The sequence below is a fragment of the Methylobacterium sp. WL64 genome (genome assembly GCF_008039945.1).
Taxonomy (GTDB): Bacteria; Pseudomonadota; Alphaproteobacteria; order Rhizobiales; family Beijerinckiaceae; genus Methylobacterium.
This window is the reverse complement of sequence record NZ_VRVA01000099.1, coordinates 1-19,629: the sequence shown is the minus strand read 5'-3', so window position 1 is coordinate 19,629 and position 19,629 is coordinate 1. Positions and strand designations below refer to the sequence as shown.

Sequence of the window (19,629 nt, the reverse complement as noted above, 5' to 3'; positions counted from 1 at the left end):
CGCCAGACGCGCGCCCTGCGCAACCCGCTGTGCTTGTTGCACAACGCCATTCCGTGTAGAGTGCGGCCACACCCGACATCACCCGTCGCTTTAGCTGAGGAGCCGCCCCGCATGGCGCGCGTCACCGTCGAAGACTGCATCGAGAAGGTCGAGAACCGGTTCGAGCTGGTGCTCCTGGCGAGCCATCGGGCCCGCCTCCTGGCCGCCGGCGCCCCGCTCACCATCGACCGCGACCGCGACAAGAACCCCGTCGTGGCCCTGCGCGAGATCGGCGACGAGACGATCACGGCCGACGACCTCAAGGAACAGCTGATCCACTCGATGCAGAAATACGTCGAGGTCGACGAGCCGGAAGCCGAGACCGTGCCGCTGCTGTCGAGCTCGCCGGCCGCCGCCGCCGTGGCCCCGCAATCCTCCAGCGACGATGGGGCGGTCCAGTTCGACCGCATGAGCGAGGAGGACCTGCTGCGCGGCCTCGAGAACCTCGCTCCGCCGGTCGAGACCGACGACGAGGGCGAGTGAGCCCGAGAATCACCGAGGCGCGTGTAAGCCCAGGACAGCGAGCCGCACCACGTGGGTCTGGATGATCACGACCTGACCGCGACCGGACCCGGCGGAGACGCCGGGTTCTTGCGTTCGAACGGCGAAACGCCAGCCCCCGGCGCTTTTCCCTCGCCGGGGGCTGGTGCCGGCACGCCCGTTGCGGGAGAGTCCGCCGTGATCCCGACTCCGCGCGCCCCCCAGGAACCGACGACGTCCCGGCGGATGATGCGCCAGTACGAACTCGTCGAGCGGGTGAAGCGCTACAACCCGGCCGCCGACGAGGCGCTGCTCAACCGCGCCTACGTGTACGCCATGCAGGCGCACGGCACGCAGAAGCGCGCGTCCGGCGACCCGTTCTTCGCGCACCCGCTCGAAGTCGCCGGGATCCTCACCGACCTCCACCTCGACGACGCCACCATCGTGGCCGCGGTCCTGCACGACACCGTGGAGGACACCGAGGCGACCCTGGAGGAGATCCGCCGGCTGTTCGGGCCGGAGATCGGCGCGCTGGTCGACGGGCTGACCAAGCTCAAGCGGCTCGACCTCGTCTCCAAGCAGGCCGCCCAGGGCGAGAACTTCCGCAAGCTGCTGCTCGCCGTGGCGGCGGACGTGCGCGTGCTGCTGGTCAAGCTCGCCGACCGCCTGCACAACATGCGCACCCTCCACCACATGCGGGAGGACAAGCGCCACCGCATCGCCCAGGAGACCCTGGACATCTACGCGCCGCTTGCCGGCCGGATGGGCATGCAGGAGCTGCGCGAGGAGCTGGAGGACCTGGCCTTCCGCAACATCGAGCCGGAGGTCTACGCCACCATCGAGCAGCGGCTCGCCCGCCTCACCGCCAAGTCCGAGCGGGTGGTCGAGACCATCGCGCAGGTGCTCACGGAAAAGCTCTCCGCCCAGGGCATCACCGCCGAGGTCAGCGGCCGGCAGAAGCGGCCGTTCTCGATCTGGTCGAAGATGGAGCGCAAGTCGGTCGCCTTCGAGCAGCTGTCCGACATCTTCGGCTTCCGGGTGATCGTGGATACGGTCCAGGATTGCTATGCGGCGCTCGGGATCGTCCACACCAGCTGGCCGATGGTCCCGGGGCGCTACAAAGATTACATCTCGACGCCGAAGCAGAACGATTACCGCTCGATCCACACCACGGTGATCGGGCCGAAGAGCCAGCGCGTCGAGTTGCAGATCCGCACCTGCGCCATGGACGACATCGCCGAGTACGGCATCGCGGCGCACGCCCATTACAAGGACCTCGGCAAGGACGCCGCGAAGGATCCGGGCCGGGACCCGTCCAAGGAGCCGGCCGCCCGTTCCGAGGGCAGCGTGCACCCGAAGCTGGCGGCCGAGAGCGGCGCCTACCAATGGCTGCGCCGGACCATCGAGCTGCTCGCCGAGGGCGACAGCCCGGAGGAGTTCCTGGAGCACACCAAACTGGAGCTGTTCCAGGACCAGGTGTTCTGCTTCACCCCGAAGGGCCGGCTGATCGCCCTGCCGCGGGGCGCGACGCCGATCGACTTCGCCTACGCGGTGCACACCGATGTCGGCAACTCGGCGGTGGGCGCCAAGATCAACGGCCGCATGGCGCCGCTGCTGCACGAACTCGCCAACGGCGACGAGGTCGAGATCAGCCGCTCGGACGGCGCCTCGCCGCCGGCCGCCTGGGAATCCCTGGTGGTGACCGGCAAGGCCCGGGCGGCGATCCGGCGGGCGACCCGGACGGCGGTGCGCCGGCAATATGCCGGGCTCGGCCGCCAGATCCTCGACCGGGCGTTCGAGCGCGCGGCCAAGACCTTCTCGGAGGACAAGCTGCGCGGGGCCCTGCCGCGGCTGGCCCGCGCCACCACCGAGGACGTGTTCGCCGCCGTCGGGCGCGGCGAGATGTTCTCCGGCGACGTGGTCCGGGCGGTCTATCCCGACCACCGCGACGAGCGCCGGCCCTCCTCGCTGGGGGTGCTGAACGGGGCCGGCCGCCTGGTGCGCTCGGCCGACCAGACCATGCGGCTGACCTTCCCGGCCGGCGAGGGCAAGCCCGAGGACCGCAGCGACGCGATCCCGATCCGGGGCCTCGCCGGCGACCTGCCGGTGACCTTCGCGCCGAACGGCGGCGCGGTCCCGGGCGACCGGATCGTCGGGATCCTGACCCCCGGGGTCGGTGTCACCGTCTACCCGATCCAGTCGGCGGCGCTCGCCGCCTTCGACAACGAGCCGGAGCGCTGGCTCGACGTCCGCTGGGACACCGAGGCCTCGGGCAGCGAGCGATTCCCGGCCCGCCTGGCGCTGAAGTCGATCAACGAGCCGGGGGTGTTCGCCCAGATCGCCCAGGTGATCGCCGACCACGACGGCAACATCGACAACATCTCGATGAAGCGCCGCACCCAGGACTTCACCGACATCACCATCGACCTGTCGGTCTGGGACCTGCAGCACCTCACGGCGATCATCGCGGAGCTGCGCGGCAAACGGCCGGTCAACAGCGTCGAGCGGGTGAACGGCTGACTCCGGCCGGCACCCCGGCGCGGGGCGGAGCTCAGGTTTTCCGGCGCAACCTCGGTAAAGGGTCGTCGTGGCCCGGCCGGATACGCCGGGATACGTTATCGCAATCACTTCGGCGCGCGATCGGCGGCCCAAGAGGCTCATATCCTGCGATTGACTTGACACAGCTGCGTTTCAACCGAATGGTCGATGCACCCGGGTGACGGTCGCCCGGAAGGGGACCGAGCTTACGCGTCCCGGATTTCAATCCGTCTCGGCATTCGATCGCGACGATGCGGCCCCGGGTTTTCAGCCCCGGACCTCGACCAGCCGTTTCAGCACACGATTTCCGACAACCCGTATTCTTCAGGATTCGACCCATCCATGGCAGCACCGCAACGCAGCGCCCTCTTCATCGACGGCGCGAACCTCTACGCGACCACCAAGGCCCTCGGCTTCGATATCGACTACAAGAAACTGCTCAAGGAATTTCAGGCCCGCGATAATCTTCTGCGCGCGTTCTACTACACCGCGATGATCGAGGATCAGGAGTATTCCTCGATCCGGCCGCTGATCGACTGGCTCGACTACAACGGCTACCGCGTCGTGACCAAGCCCGTGAAGGAGTTCACGGACTCGATGGGCCGGCGCAAGTACAAGGGCAACATGGATATCGAGCTGGCGATCGACGCCCTCGAACTCAGCCCGCATATCGACCACATGGTGCTGTTCTCCGGCGACGGCGACTTCCGCTCGCTGGTCGAGGCGATGCAGCGGCGCGGCGTCAAGGTGACGGTGATCTCCACCATCCAGACCCAGCCGGCGATGATCTCGGACGAGTTGCGCCGGCAGGCCGACGAGTTCGTCGATCTCGCGAGCCTGTCGAACCGCATCGGCCGGGAGCCGAGCGAGCGCCCGGTCCGGGCCCCCGGCGAGACCGCCAGCCGCTACCGCGGCGATTCCCGCCCGAGCCCGAGCCTGGAGAACCGCTACGGCATCCGCCAGCCGGACGCCGAGGAAGGCTGAGTGCCTGTTTGACCGGTCATTCTCATCCTCGACCTCATCCTGAGGTGCCGGAGCGCAGCGGAGGCCTCGAAGGGGCCCTCCAGCCTGCCGCGCGATCCCTGGAGGGCCCCTTCGAGGCTGCTGCGCAGCACCTCAGGATGAAGGGACAGATGAGGATCTCCGTCGAACAGAGCCGTCATGCGAGTTCGACCGCGCAGTCAAACAGGCTCTGAGATCGGGGCTGATTTTCAGGCGCTGCCGCCGTCGAGCCAGTCGATCACCTGCCGGGCGCTGCGATCGGGCGGGAACACCGGGTAGAACACCCACGTGACTACGCCGTCGTCGATCACCAGGGTGAGGCGGCGCAGCAGCACCTGCCCGCCCGCCTCGAACACCGGCAGGCGCGCGGCCATCGCGAAGGCCCGGTGCGGGTCGGCCAGCAGCGGGAACGGCAGCCGCAGCCGCTCGGCGGCTTCGCGCTGGTCGGCGCCGGTCTGGGTCGAGAGGCCGAAGACCTGCGCCACGCGGCGCTCTCTCAATGCGGCGTGGTGATCGCGGAAATCGCAGGCCTGCGGGGTGCAGCCACGGGCGCCCGGGATCGCGTCCCAGTCCGGCGTCAGGGCCGGCTTCCCCGGCACGCCGGTGCGCGGATAGGCATAAGCCACCGTGCGGCCGGAGAGCTTCGCGAGCGAGACGGTCCGGCCGTCCGTGGCGGTGAGCGCCACATCGGGCAGCTTCATCCCGCGCAGGTGATCGGCCGCGCCGTCATCCACGGGGGCGGGGAGCTCGGCGGGCAGGCTGTCGGGATGATCGGTCATGGGCGGCTCCTCTGCTGCCGCCAGAGTAGATCGCCGGCGGCCAAAGGCGAATTGCCGGTCTTCGGGCCTCGCGCCCACCGTCATCGCCCGCGGAGCGGCTCCGAACCGATCCCCCGATGCCCCGCTCTACCCCCGGTCCCGCAACAGCCGCGCCCGGTCGCGCTGCCAGTCGCGCTCCTTGGCGGCCTCGCGCTTGTCGTGGGCCTGCTTGCCCTTGCCCAGCCCCAGCTCGATCTTCGCCCGGCCCTTGTCGTTGAAGTAGATCTTCAGCGGCACCACCGTGTAGCCCTGGCGCTGGGTCGCGCCGATCAGCTTGTTGATCTGGCGGCGGTGCAGCAGCAGCCGGCGCGGGCGCTTGGGCTCGTGGTTGAAGCGGTTCGCCTCCAGGTATTCCGGGATGTAGCAGTTGAACAGCATGAGGTCGCCGCCGGAGGGGCCCGCATAGGCCTCGCCGATGGTCGCCTTGCCGCCGCGCAGGGACTTCACCTCGGTGCCGGTCAGGGCGATGCCGGCCTCGAGCGTGTCCTCGATCGTGTAGTGGAAGCGCGCCGCACGGTTGTCGGCGACGACGCGCCGACTGGGCTCCGGTTTCGGGGCCATGTTTCGTGACTCTCCTCAGCCTTCCAGAAGGCCGGCGTGGCGCAGGGCGTCGTCCACGATGCGGCGCGTCGCCTCCGAGACCGGCACCAGCGGCAGGCGCAGGTCCTCGGTCATGTGGCCGAGCTTGGCCAGCGCGTACTTGGTCGGGCCCGGGTTGGCCTCGGCGAACAGCCCGCTCTGGAGCGGGAACAGCCGGTCCTGGAGCGCCAGCGCCTTGGCGTAGTCCCCCGCCAGCGAGGCCTCCTGCAGGTCGGCGCAGAGGCGCGGAGCCACGTTGGCCACCACCGAGATGCAGCCGTGGCCGCCCTGGGCGTTGTAACCGAGCGCCGTCGCATCTTCGCCCGAAAGCTGGAGGAAGTTCGGCCCCATGGCCTGACGCTGCTGGCTGACGCGGTCGATCTTGGCGGTCGCGTCCTTCACGCCGGCGATGTTCTTCAGTTCGAACAGGCGGGTCATCGTCTCGACACTCATGTCGACGACGGAGCGCGGCGGGATATTGTAGATGATGATCGGAATGCCGACCGCGTCGTTGACGGCCTTGAAGTGGGCGTAGAGACCCTCTTGCGTCGGCTTGTTGTAGTAGGGCGTCACCACCAGGACGGCGTCGGCGCCGGCGCGCTCGGCATGGCGCGCCCGCGCCACGGCCTCGGCGGTGGAGTTGGAGCCCGCGCCCGCCACCACGGGGACGCGCCCGCCGGCCTCGTCGATGCAGGACTCGACCACCCGGTCGTGCTCGGCATGGGTGAGGGTCGGGCTCTCGCCGGTGGTGCCGGTCGGCACGAGGCCGTGGCTGCCCTGCTCGATCTGCCAGCGCACGAATTTCCGGAACGCGGCCTCGTCGAAGGCGCCGTCGCGGAACGGCGTCACAAGCGCGGTGAGCGAACCCCGCAGGCGGCTCCCGGTCATCTCGGTCATCTCAGGCGTCCCAAAGAGGCTCAGCTGGGGTCTCGGCGGCGTGGCGTGTCCCGGCGTTCTCGGGGCCGCGCGTCCGGCACGCCGTTCGGCGCCGGACGGGCAGACATAGGCGGTCGCGCCACGGTGCGCAAACAGATCGTGGCGAGGGTTTACGGGTTCTTAATGCCCCCGCGCCGATCTTCATTTCTTTCCACTCCGGTCGCGAGAAGGGGGGAAACGTGATCCGAGCCCAGTCGATCCGCGGTCCACTGATCCGAGCGCTGGCCTCGACGCGCACGCCCCTGGCGGCGGTCGCGCTGGTCACGACCTTCGGGGTCGTCACGACCCTCATGGTCGACACGACCCTCGGGGTCGCGCGCGCCGGCCAAGGCGCTCACGCCGAAACCGATGCGCCCGCCTCGCAGCCGACGCCGCCCTCGAGCGACGCCGCCCTGTCGCCCGCCCAGACCCGGAGCACCGAGGCCGAGCTTGTCGCCGACCCGGTCGCGTCCGACGCCCTCAAGCTCGATCCGGCCCAGACCGCCAAGGGAAGCGAGAAGGGCTCGGACCGGGGCGAGGAGGCCGCCGGCAAGATCCCGGCCGCCGCCACCGCGTACGCATCCGCCGATCCCGACGCCCCCGTGGCGTTCCCGCTGCCCGACGCCGCGGTGACGCCGGCCGCGCCGGTCCCCGAGGTCCCCGACCCGGGCAAGCCGAAGAGCGCGGGCGACACCGATCCGACGCTGCTGCGCGGCGCCATCGACCTCTACCGCAAGGGCCGGGTCGCCGACGGCGACCGGATGCGCGACGGCTTCACCGATCCCGCCGCCCGGGCGCTGCTCGAATGGGTGGCGATCCGCGCCGGGGCCGGCATCGGCTTCGCCCGCACGGTCGCCTTCACCCGGGCCAACCCGACCTGGCCGGCCGGGCCGCTGCTGCGCCGCCGGGCCGAGGAGGCGCTGCTGTCCGAGCGCAAGCCCCCGTCCGTCGTCCGGGCCTATTTCGCCACCGCCAAGCCGGTGAGCGCGCCGGGCAAGTTCGCCCTGGCGCTGGCGCTGCGGGCCGATGGCTTCGACGGCGACGCCGCCGAGATCGTCCACGACTTGTGGCGGACCGAGAGCTTCGGGAAGAGCCTGGAGGCCAAGGTCCAGGACGCCTTCCCGGGGGTGCTCACCCGGATCGACCACCGCTACCGGATGGAGCGGGCGCTCCTGAAGGACGACTGGGAGAGCGCCGGTCGGGCCGCCGGCTACGCGGGCGGCGGCTATGCCAGCCTCGTGCGCGCCCGCCGGGCCGTCGAGGACAAGGCCGGCGGGCCGGCCGCGCTCGCCGCGGTGCCGCCCTCGTTGCGCGGGGACGCCTCTTACATCTTCTCGCGGGCGCAGTTCTTCCGCCGGGCCGACAAGCCCGAGGAGGCCGCCGCGATCCTGGCCACGGCGCCCAGCAACCCGGACGTGCTGGTCGACGGCGACGAGTGGTGGGTCGAGCGCCGGATCGTGGCGCGCAAGCTCCTCGACCTCGGCGATTCCAGGACCGCCTTCACGGTGGCGAGCGGCCACGCGGCCCGCACCCCCGAGAAGCGCCTGGAGGCCGAGTTCCACGCCGGGTGGATCGCCCTGCGGTTCGCCGCCGACCCGGCCAGCGCCGCGCAGCACTTCGCCCGGATGGCGACCATCGCGGAGAGCCCGGTCTCGCTGGCGCGGGCCGCCTATTGGCAGGGGAGGGCGGCCGAGGCGCTGGGCCAGCACGATGCGGCCAAGGGCTTCTACGAGCGCGCCGCCCTGCAGCCGATCGCCTATTACGGCCAGGTCGCCCGGGCCCGGCTCGGCCAGACCAGCCTGCCGCTGCGCGCGCCGGCCGACCTCGAGGGCGCCGAGCGGCAGGCCTTCGACGACCGGCTGTCGATCCGGGCCCTGCGCCTGCTCGGCGAGGCCGGTCTCAAGGACCTGGCGCTGCCGCTCTACATCGACGCCGCACGGGACCTCACCGATCCGCGGGAGATCCAGGCGCTCGGCGACCTCGCCACCGAGATGAAGGACGCCCGCGCCCTGGTGGCGGTCGGCAAGCTCGCGGTGCAGCGCGGGCTGCCGCTCGACGCCCACGCCTATCCGACCATCGGGATCCCCACCTACGAGACCTTCACGGCGGTGCCGCAGGTTGAGCGGGCCATGGTCTACGCCATCGCCCGGCAGGAGAGCCAGTTCGATCCCCGGGCCCAGTCCGGCGTCGGCGCCCGCGGCCTGATGCAGATGATGCCGGCCACCGCCCAGCGCACCGCCCGCAGGGTCGCCACGACCTTCGACGTCGACCGCCTGACCAGCGATCCCGCCTACTGCGCCAAGCTCGGCCAGGCCCACCTCGGCGAGCTGATGGAGGATTGGCGCGGCTCCTACGTGCTCGCCTTCGCGTCCTACAATGCCGGCGGCGGCAACGTGAAGAAGTGGATCGACGCCTACGGCGACCCGCGCAAGGGCGAGGTCGACGTGATCGACTGGGTCGAGCGCATCCCGTTCACCGAGACCCGCAACTACGTGCAGCGGGTGATGGAGAACCTGCAGGTCTACCGCTCCCGCCTGGACAACCGCAGCGCCCTGCTGATCGACGGGGATCTGCACCGCGGCGCGCGGTAGGGACCCGAACACGACGGCGCGGTTCGAGGCGGGCGGGGCGAAAAGTCCCTTCGAACCGGATACGCGCATTCCCTTCCCCGCAGAGAGGGGAGGGGGACGCGCGTGGGTCCGGCCGCCTCCTTACCGCCGCTCGTCCTCGATGATGCCGCGGATGACGGTCAGGGCGCGCGCGCGGCCCTCGCTGGTCCGGATCGCCGACCAGAGCCGCAGGCATTCCTGCGCCTCGGCCTGGCCGTCGGTCGCGCTCTCGTCGTCGAAGAACTGCTCGACCGGGATGCCGAGGATTCCGGCGAGCGTCAGCAAGGTCTTGGTCCCCGGCTTGTCCGAACCGCTCATGACGGACGATCCTCTCCCTCCAAGTCGGCTGCGATCACGGCGCAATCGGGCTCGACCCTGGGTCCTCGATTCCATGCGCGCGCTGATGCTGAGCAGCCATTCCTTTCGGAGACGCACGTAAGCCGGTATAAATTCATCACCGGCATAGTATAAAATATTGTATAAAGATCAAGGCCGCTATCTTTATTTAATTCTCATAGTTAGCTTTCATACCAACCGAGCCCTCCCGGAAGGCGGCAATGATTTTTTCGACCGATGCATCTGGTCGGTTCGTCTATCTCAGCAGTGAGTGGTCCGAGATCACGGGGCAGGACCGGTCCGCCGCGCTGGGTCTCGGCTGGCTCGACCGCGTCCCCGAGACCGACCGGGCGACCATCCAGGACGTGTTCAGCCGGGCCGCGGCCGCCGTCAGCGAGTTCAGCCTGCGCTTCCGGCTGCGCTGCGCCGACGGGAGCGTGCGGTGGCTGGGCGCCGGGGGCCTGCCCTCGTTCGGCCCCCCGGATTCGACCTTCCTGGGCTATCTCGGCTCGATGATCGAGATGACCCCGAGCGCGACGGACGGGATGCAAGCCTACGGCCATGTCGGCCGCTACCTGCCGCCGCCGACGCATCATGCGACCGCGCCGCAGGATCACCTGGACCGGATCGCCGACCACCTGATCATCGCCCACTCGCTGATCGAGGGCGACGGTGCGAAGAGCGCCCTGCCGGGCCTGCGCGCCGCCCTGTTCGAGGTCGGGCGCGCCATCGCGCGCCGGAGCACGGAAACGCCGAACGCCTACAACTGACCGGCCCCATGGGTCAGGGTCCACGACGGGGCGCCGCCGCCGGGTGCCGGACCGGTCCGGCGCGGCAGGCGAGGCCGGCGACGGAGCGCGACACGCCGCCTCTCGCGAGCGGGACGGGGCAGGTCAGGGGAAAGTCGCCCCAGGCGGGGGTCGGAAGACGGGGCCTGCGCATCGGCCCGTCCCATAAACCTGTCCGGGGGGGCCCGGGCGTCCGGGGCGCGCATCTCGGGATGACGCTACCGGTCCCCGCGCCGGAGCAAGAACACCCCCTGGGCGCCGAACAGGTTCCAGACCCACCAGGGCATGGCGAAGCGCATCGGCCGGCCCCGGCCATCGAGGGCCGTGGCGCTCTCGATCTCCGCGCCGATCAGCCGGCACAGGCCGACGAAGTCGCGGATCGTGCAATGGTGGATGTTGGGCGTCTCCCACCACGCGTCGGGCATGATCTCGGTGATGGGCATCCGGCCGCGCAGGGCCAGCTCCGACCGGACCCGCCAATGCCCGAAATTCGGGAACGAGATGATCACCTGCCGGCCGATGCGCAGCAGGTGCTCCAGCACGATCCGGGGATTGCGGGTCGCCTGGATGGTCTGGGACAGCACGACCACGTCGAAGGCGTCGTCCGGGTAGTTCTCCAGGTCGGTGTCGGCGTCGCCCTGGATCACCGACAGGCCCCGGGCCAGGCAGGCGTTGACCCCGTCCCGGGACAGCTCGATCCCGCGGCCGTCGATGCCGCGCCGGTCGCGCAGCAGCGCCAGCAGGGAGCCGTCGCCGCAGCCGATATCGAGGACGCGCGCGCCCGCCGGCATCAGCCCGAGCACGACGATGTGGTCGACCCGGGCGCCGCCGCCCTCGGCGGTGCGGGGCAGGGTGTCGGTGGATTGCCACGGCGCGCCGTGGGTCGCCTTGCCCGAGGAGCCCTTGAACAGCATCGAGCCGCTCATAGGCCGCGAGCCCGAGCGGCGGCGTCGATGAAGCCCCGGGCGGCCGAGAACATCGCCGGCTCGTCGAGCAGGAAGGCGTCGTGGCCCTTGTCGGTCTCGACCTCCACGAACGCGACCGGCGCGGCGGCGGCGTTCAGCGCGTGCACGATCACCCGGGATTCGGAGGTCGGGAACAGCCAGTCGGAGGTGAACGAGACCAGGCAGAACCGGGTCTTGATCCCCCGGAACGCGTTGGCCAGCGCGCCGCCATGGTCCTCGGCGAGGTCGAAATAGTCCATCGCCCGGGTGAGGTAGAGGTAGGCGTTGGCGTCGAACCGCTCGACGAAGCTCAGGCCCTGGTGGCGCAGGTAGCTCTCGATCTGGAAGTCGGCGTTGAACGAGAAGGTCGGGGCCGAGCCGCCCTGGAACCGCCGGCCGAACTTCCGGTGCAGCGCCGGCTCGGACAGGTAGGTGATGTGCGCGCCCATCCGGGCGACGCCGAGCCCCTTGGACGGCCGCGTGCCCTCCTCGAGGTAGCGCCCGTCCGCCCAGGCCGGGTCGGCCATGATCGCCTGCCGGCCGACCTCATGGAACGCGATGTTCTGCGCCGAGTGGCGCGGGCCGGTGGCGATCGGCATCGCAGCGAAGACCCGCTCCGGGTAGAGCGCCGCCCATTGCAGCACCTGCATCCCGCCCATCGAGCCGCCGATGCACAGGAACAGGTCGCGCACGCCGAGCCGCTCCAGCAGCATCATCTGGGCCCGGACCATGTCGCGGATCGTCACCAGCGGGAAGTTCAGCCCGTAGGGCCGCCCGGTGGCGGGATCGATCGAGGCCGGGCCGGTGGAGCCCATGCACGACCCGATCACGTTCGAGCAGACGACGAAGTAGCGGTCGGTGTCCACCGGCTTGCCGGGGCCGACCAGCGTCTCCCACCAGCCGGGCTTGCCGGTGAGCGGATGCGGATGGGCGAAATACTGGTCGCCGGTGAGCGCGTGGCAGATCAGCACCGCGTTCGTGCCCGCGGCGTTCAGGGTGCCGGCGGTCTGGTAGGCGATCTGGAAGGGCGCGAGTTCGACGCCGGCATCGGTCAGCAGCGGCGCGTCCGCGCCGAACCGCATGACCAGGCTCTTCGGGTCGAGCGCCTGCGAGGGCTCCGACAAGCGCCCGGCCGTCTCGTCGATCGGGTCCGGCCGCAGCGCGGTGTCCGGTTGGGTATCCATGCGGGACTTGACGACCGTGTGTCGGCGATCCCGGTCCGCGGCAGGGGGCACGGTGTCGCGAGACCCGCCCCACTCGCCCGACGCGGCCAGCGAGACCGGGAGGTAATGCGCGCGGCCGCGAGCGTCAACGCGCGCGGTTTGCGCAGGGGGCAAAAGAGAAGAGGGGCAGCGGCCCGGCTCAGGCGAGCGGCGCGGCCATCAGCGCCAGCCCGAGGGCGGGCAGGCCGAGCGCCAGGACGGCCCTCGCGTCGAGCCGGTCGGCGCGCACGCCGCCGCGCCAGCTCCGGCTCGCGACGTTCTCGACGCAGAGCCCGGACAGGACGAGCGCGCATCCGACGATCGCCTGGATCGAAACCATGGAAACCTCATCGCGCCGGCCGCGCCAGGGAACGCGGCCCAGGATCACGGCTGGGGAAGTGCGCGGGGCCGCCGCAGGTTCCTCCGAATCCGCGCCTTGGCGGTCATACCTTTGGCCCCCCCTCCGGCTGGCGCGCGCATGCCCATGGCCTCACCGGATCGCGGCCGCGCAGGCGGCGAACACCATCGCGGCCCCGACCACCGCGATGCACCCGTTCGCCCACGGGGCGGCCTCCGCCCGGCGCAGCCGACAATCGGCGGCCACCGAGGTGAGGATCCCGATCAGGAACAGGCTGCAGGGGATCAGGTCACCGGGCATGTGGATCCGTCCAGGGGAACGCGGGACGCGACGCGCCCGACGCGGCCCCTTCTCTGGGATCAACAGGCCGAAACGTGGCGGGTGCCCCGCGGCATTTGCGCGTCGCCGCTTTGCCGCGCCGCGGGGCTCCCTCTCCGAGGCGCGGGGCTTCTCGGCCGCCCCACAGGGACCGGCCCCGCCGGCTTCAGAGCGTGGCCGCACCCGGAGGCGTCGCGAAATCTTCCGGGCCCATGTCGAGCAGGTCGTTCGGCGTCGCGGTCTTGTCGTAGGCGGCGCTGGCCGCGGCCTCGATCGCCGCCTGGTTCCGGGCGAACAGGTCGAGGGGCGCGAGGTCGGCCCCGCCGGCGAACGTCTGGCGCAGAATCGGGATCGGAACGTCGATCCCGATCACCCGCTCGCCGTTGGTCATGGCGAACCGGATCAGGGTCTCGTCGGCCGGCAGGATGTGGGCGCCGCCGTCCAGGTAGCGTGTGAGGGGCATGGGATCGGTCCTCCGTGGCAAGCTCAGGTCCCCGCCGAACATAGCGACTGCCGGCGCACCAACCAGTGCGTGTCCACGCCCCGAAGGCGCCGAACCTCCCGGCGTGACGCGGGGCGCCCGGCTTCACCCACGGAGGAAATGCTGTAGACCGACCCGGCACACGAACCGTCGCACGCGCATCCGAGTCGCCAGAGCCATGTCCGCCCCCCTTCTCGCCCGCCCGGAACCGCGCCCCGGCGTTCTGGCGATCGACACCTACGTGCCCGGCAAGAGCGGACGGCCCGGCGGCGGCAAGGTCCACAAGCTCTCGTCCAACGAGACGCCGCTGGGGCCGAGCCCGGCGGCGCTCGCGGCGCTCCACGAGGCCACCGCCAAGCTGGAGACCTACCCGGACGGCCGCGCCACGGTGCTGCGCACGGCCATCGCCAAGCGCTACGGGCTCGATCCGGAGCGGATCGTCTGCAGCGCGGGCTCGGACGAGTTGCTGTCGCTGCTGGCCTACGCGTATGGCGGCCCCGGCACCGAGGGGATCTACTCGGAGCACGGCTTCCTGGTCTACCGGATCGCGATCCTGGCCGCGGGCGGAGAGCCGGTGGTGGCGCCCGAGCGCGACTTCACCACCGACGTCGACGCCATCCTGGCCCGGGTCACCGAGTGGACCCGGATCGTCTACGTCACCAACCCGAGCAACCCGACCGGCACCTACCTGCCGTTCGACGAGATCCGCCGCCTGCACGCCGCCCTGCCGGCCAACGTGCTGCTGGTGATCGACGGCGCCTACGCGGAATACGTGCGGGCGAACGACTACTCGGCCGGGCTCGAACTCGCGCTCGAATCCGAGAACGTCGTGATGACCCGGACCTTCTCGAAGATCCACGGGCTCGCCGCCCTGCGGATCGGCTGGATGCTGGCGCCAGCCCACGTGGTCGACGCGGTCAACCGCATCCGCGGCCCGTTCAACGTCTCCGGGCCGGCCATCGCGGCGGGCGCGGCGGCGATCGCGGACGAGGCCCACATGGCGGCGGCCGCCGCCCACAACGCCGAATGGCTGCCAAAACTCACCGCGGGCGCCCGGGCGCTCGGCCTGACGGTGACGCCGAGCGTCGCGAACTTCGTGCTGATCCACTTTCCCGACGCGCCCGGCCGCTCGGCCGCCGACGCCGACGCGTTCCTGACCGAGCGCGGGCTGATCACCCGCCGGGTCAGCGCCTACGGCCTGCCCAACGCCCTGCGGGTGACGGTGGCGGGGGCCGAGGCGAACACGGCCTTCCTGGCCGCGCTCGGCGACTTCGTGCGGGGCGCGCATGCCTGAAGCCGGCCCCCCGCCCATCGGGCGCCTCACCATCGTCGGGCTCGGGCTGATCGGCTCCTCGATCGCCCGCGCCGCCCGGCGCTACGGCCTCGCCCGGACGATCGTGGCGCTGGACCGCGACGCGGCCGTGCGCGCCCGGCTTACCGAACTCGGCATCGCCGATCTCGTCACCGGCGACCCGCAGGCGGGCGCCACGGATGCCGACCTGGTGATCCTGTGCGTGCCGGTGGGCGCCATCGGGGCGGCGGCGGCCGAACTGGCGCCGTACCTGAAGCCCGGCGCGATCGTGTCGGATGTCGGCTCGGTCAAGGGCGCCGTGGTGGCGGCGGTCCAGCCGCACCTGCCGGCGGGCGTCGCGCTGGTGCCCGGCCACCCGATCGCCGGCACCGAGTTCTCGGGGCCGGATGCCGGCTTCGCGACCCTGTTCCAGGGCCGCTGGTGCATCCTCACGCCCCCCGAGGGCACCGACCCGGCCGCCGTGGCGCGGGTCCGGGCCCTGTGGGAGGGCATGGGCGCCGACGTCGAGACCATGAGCGCCGAGCACCACGACCACGTGCTGGCGATCACCAGCCACCTGCCGCACCTGATCGCCTACAACATCGTTGGCACCGCCGCGGATCTCGAATCGGCGACCCAGTCCGAGGTGATCAAGTTCTCGGCCAGCGGATTCCGCGATTTCACCCGCATCGCCGCCTCCGACCCGACCATGTGGCGCGACATCTTCCTCAACAACCGCGAGGCGGTGCTGGAGATGCTCGGCCGGTTCAACGAGGACCTGTCGGCGCTGGCCAAGGCGGTGCGCTGGGGCGACGGCGACGCGCTCCACGCGATGTTCACCCGCACCCGGGCGATCCGGCGCAGCATCGTGGCCCAGGGCCAGGAGACCGCAGCCCCGGATTTCGGCCGCCCGCGGCCGCCGGAGGAATAGGGCGGCCGACGGGCTCGTCCCACCAGCGCCGTCCCGAGGTGCCGCCCGAGGTGCCGAATCGGCGGCCCCGCAGGAGCCCTCCGGCCGGCCGCGCGATCCCCGGACGGCTCCCTGCGGGGCCTCCGCTTCGGTCCGTCACCTCGGGGGCCACGAGTCGTGCGATCGATCGCCCTTCGACAGCCTGCGGGCCGAATGCCCGGGACGGGCCGGCGACGACGGACCCCGGATCCGCAAGCCCGTCCGGGGAGGGGGCAAGTCGCGCATCGCGGGGGGCGATGCGGGATCGATCGGCCCCCGGTCGACGACACGAAACGCTCAGGCCGCGAGGTCTTCCCGGGCGATGCGGCGGCAATGTTCCAGGTAGCCGCGCTGGTGGGCGCCCATCAGGTCGGTGACCGCGGACCAGAGCCAGCCGGGGGTATCGGCGCCCTGTCCGGGGGCGCGGACGGTCTCGCTCCAGGCCTGCCGGTCGGCGTCGCCCATCTGGCGTCCGTGGGCGCGGCCCAGGATGGCGGCGAGGTGGCCGGAGACCCGCACGGCCTCGCCGCGGGAGAATTGCTCGGCGTCGATCTTGAGATCCTGCGGCATCAGCTCGCGGACCGTGACCGGGGCGCCCTGGAACGTCGCCGCGACCATCCGGTCGCCGAGGTTGGGCGAGAGGGCGCGGGCGCCGGCCACGACCCGGGCGGCGGCGTCGGCCGGCATGTCGGCCCCCCGGGCGGGCGGGGCCAGGTACGGCACCGCCTCCTTGACGTCGAGGAGCGCGAGATGCGGGCGGTCGCCGCCCACGATCTCCACGAGGCCGGCGTAGCGCAGCCGGCCGAGCGAGCTGCAGCCCTTGATCCAGTAGGCGGCGTCGCGGAGCCGGATCTCCGCCCCGGCCTCGGCGCCGCCGAGCGCCAGGACCAGCCGGTGCACCTCCGCGTCGCGGCTCAGCGCCTCGAACGCCTCCTGCTCGGCGCCGTCGAGGTCGAAGAACCGGTCGCCGCGGGGCAGCCGCGCGTCCTTGCCCTTGAGCCGCTCCCGGGACAGGTGGCGCCAGCGCCGGCCGAGCGCGCGCCGGCGGGTGGTGGCGACGATGTCGGATTGGGCGATGCCCCGCTCGGCGCCCTCGGGGTCGAGGATGCCGTCCGCGTAGCCCACCGCCATCGCGTCCATCATCCGGGCGGTGACGATGCCCGGCAGGGTCGCGTTGAGGGCGGCCGTCACCAGCGACAGGGCCAGCCGGACCAGGTCGAAGGCCGGGTTCGAGACCAGGGTCTGGTCGAGGTCGCGGATCTGGATGTCGATCCGCCCGTCAGGGCCGGCGACCGCGCCGAGATTGCCGAGATGCGCGTCGCCGCAGATCCAGACCGGCGGCCCCTCCGGCAGCGTGCCGGCCGGCATGGCGGCGATCAGATCGTAGAAATGCGCGGTGCTGCCCCGGACGTAGGCGTGCGGCGAGGAGGCGATCTTGCACAGGCGGCGCTTCTCCAGCACGCTCGCCGCACGCCCCGACCGGGCCGGCACCTGCATATCCATCCGCGTCGTCCGTTCCTCTGCCGCGCCCGATCCGCAAGGGGCGGGATTCGATGTCGGGCGCGAAGCTAGAGTTTCATCCTTAAGCGCGGGTGAGCGTTTTGACGCAGCAGCGGTGCCGGCACGGACAGCGAACGCCGGATGAAACGACCTCAGGCCGCCTGCTGCTCGACCCGGTTCCGCCCCGCGGCCTTGGCACGGTACAGGGCGATGTCGGCGCGCTTGAGCATGTCGCCGGGGCCGGTGTCGTCCGGGTGCCGGACCGCGACCCCGATCGAGACCGTCACCGGGATCGCCCGGGTGGCGCGGTGCACCGAGAACGGCATCGCCTCGACCTTCTCGCGGATGCGCTCGGCGATGGCCCGGGCCTCGGCCAGGCCCGCCTCCGGCAGGACCACGACGATCTCCTCGCCGCCGTAGCGGGCGACGGTGTCCACCGGCCGGGTGTGCTGGCGGACGCGCTCGGCGAAGGTGCGCAGCACCTCGTCGCCGGCCTCGTGGCCGTAGCTGTCGTTGATCGCCTTGAACCGGTCGATGTCGAGGATCAGCGCCGCCAGCCCCGGGCGCCGGGTGGTCTCGTCGGAGAACAGCGCGCCGAGGTGGTTGTCGAGGTAGCGCCGGTTGTGCAGGCCGGTGAGCGCGTCGGTGACGGCCAGCTGCAGGGAGGCCTGCATGGCGCCCCGCAGGGCGTCCGTGAAGCGCTTGCGCTTCACCTGGGTGCGGACCCGGGCCATCAGCTCGTTGCGGTCCACCGGCCGCATCAGGAAGTCGTGGACGCCGAAATCGAGGCCGCGCACCACCCGGGCGCGGTCGTGCTCCTCGGCCAGCATGATCAGCGGCATCGCCCGGGTGCTGTCGAGCGAGCGGAGCTGGCTGCACAGGCGCAGGCCGTCCGACCCGTCGAGGTCGAGGCTGACCAGGGCGAGGTCGAACACGCCCTCGGCGGCCAGGCGCATCGCCGCCTGCGGGTCGGGCTCGATCGTGACCGCGTGGTGCTGGCGCAGGGCGCCGGCCATGCGCTCGGCCGAGCCGGGCCGGTCCTCGACCAGCAGGATCCGGGCGTCGAGGCCGGTCTCCGCGGTGGCGAGCGCCAGGGGATCGCCGATGCCGAACTCGCGCGACGCCAGCGCCCGCTGGCGCAATTCGTCGGTGACCGCCTTGAGGCGCACGAGGCTGCGGACCCGGCTGAACAGGGCGGTGTCGTCCACCGGCTTGGTCAGGAAGTCGTCGGCCCCGGCATCGAGCCCGCGCAGGCGGTCCGAGGGCTGGTCGAGGGCCGTGACCATCACCACCGGGATGTGGGCGGTGACCGGATTGTTCTTAAGGTAGCGGCAGACCTCGAACCCGTCCATGCCGGGCATCATCACGTCGAGCAGGACGAGGTCGCACAGGCCCTTCTCGCAGATCGCGATCGCGTCGGGCCCGTTCATCGCGGCGATCGTGTCGAAATACTCCAGCCCGAGCTTCGTCTCGAGAAGCTTCACGTTCGGGAACAGGTCGTCGACGATCAGGACGCGGGCCGACATGCTTCCTCGCTGACGCGCGATGTCCCTGTCCCGCCGGAGCGGGCGGTCATGCGCCGCTGATGGTGCGCCCGTGCGGCGTCACCGGGGCTCAAGATACGCGCGAACCGTTGCCAAAAACTTCGCGACCGAGATCGGCTTCGACAGGTAGGCCTCGCAGCCGCCCTCGCGGATCCGCTCCTCGTCGCCCTTCATGGCGAAGGCCGTGATCGCGATGACCGGAATGCTCTTGAGGTCGTCGTCCTCCTTGAGCCATTTGGTCACCTCGAGGCCGGAGACTTCGGGGAGCTGGATGTCCATGAGGATCAGGTCGGGGTGGTGTGCGCGGGCCAGCTCGATCGCCTCGATGCCGTGGGCGGTCTTGAGGGTCGCGTAGCCGTTCGCCTCCAAGAGGTCGTTGAACAGCTTCATATTCAGTTCGTTGTCCTCGACGATCAGCACCGTCTTTTTCATGATCCGATGTCCCGGTGCGCGCCGATCATGATTAGCGGGCCGTGAAGCCCCTTGGTGACCTTTGTAGCGATCACATGTTGATGAATGGCAAACCTCTTCAAGGGGCCGAATCTGCGGAACGGCTCGCCCTCGACGTTCTGCTGTGGATCGTCGCGGAGGACGACCGGCTCCTGCCGTTCCTGGCGGCGAGCGGCCTGAGCGCCGACACCCTGCGGGAAAGCGCCCAGGAACCGGCCTTCCTGGCCGGTGTGCTCGATCACGTGATGGGCGACGAGAACGTGCTGGTGGCCTGCGCGGGCGCCCTTGAGATCAAGCCGGAGCGGATCGCCGCGGCCTGGCGGATCCTGTCGCCGCAGCCGGAGGATGACTGGGCGTGAGGCGGCGGTTTGCCGCGCCGGGGGTCGAGCCGCGGACGGGCTTTTGGCGCGGATGCGGCCAGGGTGTCAGGCGCGGGAGGCGCGGCTTCCCTCCCCCCTCTGCGGGGGAGGGTGGCCCCCGAAGGGGGT

20 protein-coding genes are annotated in these 19,629 nt (G+C 71.2%); 8 read left to right on the top strand and 12 right to left on the bottom strand.

Going from position 1 to position 19,629, the window contains the following annotated elements:
• Positions 1–111: 111 nt before the first annotated feature.
• From rpoZ to FV242_RS26335, 3 genes are all read left to right on the top strand, one after another.
• On the top strand, positions 112–522 hold the full coding sequence (gene rpoZ, locus FV242_RS26345) for a DNA-directed RNA polymerase subunit omega (RefSeq protein WP_147855510.1): 411 nt from the start codon (positions 112–114) through the stop codon (positions 520–522).
• A 243-nt stretch (positions 523–765) separates the two neighbouring features.
• Positions 766–3,039 carry a bifunctional (p)ppGpp synthetase/guanosine-3',5'-bis(diphosphate) 3'-pyrophosphohydrolase gene (locus FV242_RS26340; RefSeq protein ID WP_147910006.1) on the top strand — a complete coding sequence of 758 codons (2,274 nt, stop codon included), beginning with the start codon at positions 766–768 and terminating at the stop codon, positions 3,037–3,039.
• Positions 3,040–3,399: 360 nt separating this feature from the next.
• The gene (locus FV242_RS26335) at positions 3,400–4,041 is read left to right on the top strand and encodes an NYN domain-containing protein (RefSeq protein ID WP_147910007.1); all 642 of its coding nucleotides are present in this window, start codon (positions 3,400–3,402) and stop codon (positions 4,039–4,041) included.
• 227 nt (positions 4,042–4,268) lie between these two features.
• Here FV242_RS26335 and FV242_RS26325 read toward each other — a convergent pair whose 3' ends face one another.
• From FV242_RS26325 to dapA, 3 genes are all read right to left on the bottom strand, one after another.
• Complete coding sequence (locus FV242_RS26325) at positions 4,269–4,838, bottom strand: peroxiredoxin (protein ID WP_147940978.1); 570 nt, start codon at positions 4,836–4,838, stop codon at positions 4,269–4,271.
• A 126-nt stretch (positions 4,839–4,964) separates the two neighbouring features.
• The gene (smpB, locus tag FV242_RS26320; protein ID WP_147910009.1) at positions 4,965–5,438 is read right to left on the bottom strand and encodes an SsrA-binding protein SmpB; all 474 of its coding nucleotides are present in this window, start codon (positions 5,436–5,438) and stop codon (positions 4,965–4,967) included.
• Between the two features lie 15 nt (positions 5,439–5,453).
• Positions 5,454–6,353, bottom strand: a complete 900-nt coding sequence (gene dapA, locus FV242_RS26315; RefSeq protein WP_147940977.1) for a 4-hydroxy-tetrahydrodipicolinate synthase — start codon at positions 6,351–6,353, stop codon at positions 5,454–5,456.
• A gap of 329 nt (positions 6,354–6,682) precedes the next feature.
• On the opposite strand from dapA, the gene FV242_RS26310 reads away from it, so the two are divergent.
• Positions 6,683–8,962 (top strand): lytic transglycosylase domain-containing protein, encoded by a 2,280-nt coding sequence (locus FV242_RS26310; protein WP_246692886.1) that lies wholly within the window; start codon positions 6,683–6,685, stop codon positions 8,960–8,962.
• 120 nt (positions 8,963–9,082) lie between these two features.
• Here FV242_RS26310 and FV242_RS26305 read toward each other — a convergent pair whose 3' ends face one another.
• Positions 9,083–9,298, bottom strand: a complete 216-nt coding sequence (locus FV242_RS26305; RefSeq protein ID WP_147910011.1) for a hypothetical protein — start codon at positions 9,296–9,298, stop codon at positions 9,083–9,085.
• Positions 9,299–9,537: 239 nt separating this feature from the next.
• Here FV242_RS26305 and FV242_RS26300 point away from each other — a divergent pair, with 239 nt between their 5' ends.
• Positions 9,538–10,086, top strand: a complete 549-nt coding sequence (locus FV242_RS26300; protein ID WP_147910012.1) for a PAS domain-containing protein — start codon at positions 9,538–9,540, stop codon at positions 10,084–10,086.
• A 236-nt stretch (positions 10,087–10,322) separates the two neighbouring features.
• On the opposite strand, the gene metW is transcribed toward FV242_RS26300, so the two are convergent.
• The 5 genes from metW to FV242_RS26280 all read right to left on the bottom strand — a co-directional run bounded on the left by metW (position 10,323) and on the right by FV242_RS26280 (position 13,389).
• The gene (gene metW, locus FV242_RS26295; protein WP_246692348.1) at positions 10,323–11,030 is read right to left on the bottom strand and encodes a methionine biosynthesis protein MetW; all 708 of its coding nucleotides are present in this window, start codon (positions 11,028–11,030) and stop codon (positions 10,323–10,325) included.
• Positions 11,027–12,232 carry a homoserine O-acetyltransferase gene (locus FV242_RS26290; RefSeq protein ID WP_147940976.1) on the bottom strand — a complete coding sequence of 402 codons (1,206 nt, stop codon included), beginning with the start codon at positions 12,230–12,232 and terminating at the stop codon, positions 11,027–11,029. Before FV242_RS26290 ends, metW begins: the two co-directional genes overlap by 4 nt.
• A gap of 178 nt (positions 12,233–12,410) precedes the next feature.
• Complete coding sequence (locus FV242_RS26285) at positions 12,411–12,590, bottom strand: hypothetical protein (protein WP_147899511.1); 180 nt, start codon at positions 12,588–12,590, stop codon at positions 12,411–12,413.
• A gap of 150 nt (positions 12,591–12,740) precedes the next feature.
• On the bottom strand, positions 12,741–12,908 hold the full coding sequence (locus FV242_RS34810; RefSeq protein ID WP_187193644.1) for a hypothetical protein: 168 nt from the start codon (positions 12,906–12,908) through the stop codon (positions 12,741–12,743).
• A gap of 184 nt (positions 12,909–13,092) precedes the next feature.
• The gene (locus FV242_RS26280) at positions 13,093–13,389 is read right to left on the bottom strand and encodes a hypothetical protein (protein ID WP_147940975.1); all 297 of its coding nucleotides are present in this window, start codon (positions 13,387–13,389) and stop codon (positions 13,093–13,095) included.
• Positions 13,390–13,585: 196 nt separating this feature from the next.
• Between FV242_RS26280 and FV242_RS26275 the strand changes: the two genes are divergently transcribed.
• Both FV242_RS26275 and FV242_RS26270 read left to right on the top strand, forming a co-directional pair.
• A complete protein-coding gene (locus tag FV242_RS26275) occupies positions 13,586–14,701 on the top strand; it encodes a histidinol-phosphate transaminase (RefSeq protein ID WP_147940974.1) in 1,116 nt (371 codons plus the stop codon).
• Positions 14,694–15,629 carry a prephenate/arogenate dehydrogenase family protein gene (locus FV242_RS26270; protein ID WP_147910016.1) on the top strand — a complete coding sequence of 312 codons (936 nt, stop codon included), beginning with the start codon at positions 14,694–14,696 and terminating at the stop codon, positions 15,627–15,629. Before FV242_RS26275 ends, FV242_RS26270 begins: the two co-directional genes overlap by 8 nt.
• 315 nt (positions 15,630–15,944) lie before the next feature.
• Here FV242_RS26270 and FV242_RS26265 read toward each other — a convergent pair whose 3' ends face one another.
• The 3 genes from FV242_RS26265 to FV242_RS26255 all read right to left on the bottom strand — a co-directional run bounded on the left by FV242_RS26265 (position 15,945) and on the right by FV242_RS26255 (position 19,123).
• Positions 15,945–17,150 (bottom strand): DUF2252 family protein, encoded by a 1,206-nt coding sequence (locus FV242_RS26265; protein WP_147940973.1) that lies wholly within the window; start codon positions 17,148–17,150, stop codon positions 15,945–15,947.
• A gap of 149 nt (positions 17,151–17,299) precedes the next feature.
• Complete coding sequence (locus FV242_RS26260) at positions 17,300–18,673, bottom strand: PleD family two-component system response regulator (RefSeq protein WP_147910018.1); 1,374 nt, start codon at positions 18,671–18,673, stop codon at positions 17,300–17,302.
• Positions 18,674–18,751: 78 nt separating this feature from the next.
• Positions 18,752–19,123, bottom strand: coding sequence for a response regulator (locus tag FV242_RS26255; protein ID WP_007560977.1), 372 nt, complete (start codon positions 19,121–19,123; stop codon positions 18,752–18,754).
• Between the two features lie 80 nt (positions 19,124–19,203).
• On the opposite strand from FV242_RS26255, the gene FV242_RS26250 reads away from it, so the two are divergent.
• Positions 19,204–19,500, top strand: a complete 297-nt coding sequence (locus FV242_RS26250; RefSeq protein WP_147940972.1) for a DUF3572 domain-containing protein — start codon at positions 19,204–19,206, stop codon at positions 19,498–19,500.
• Positions 19,501–19,629: the final 129 nt, after the last annotated feature.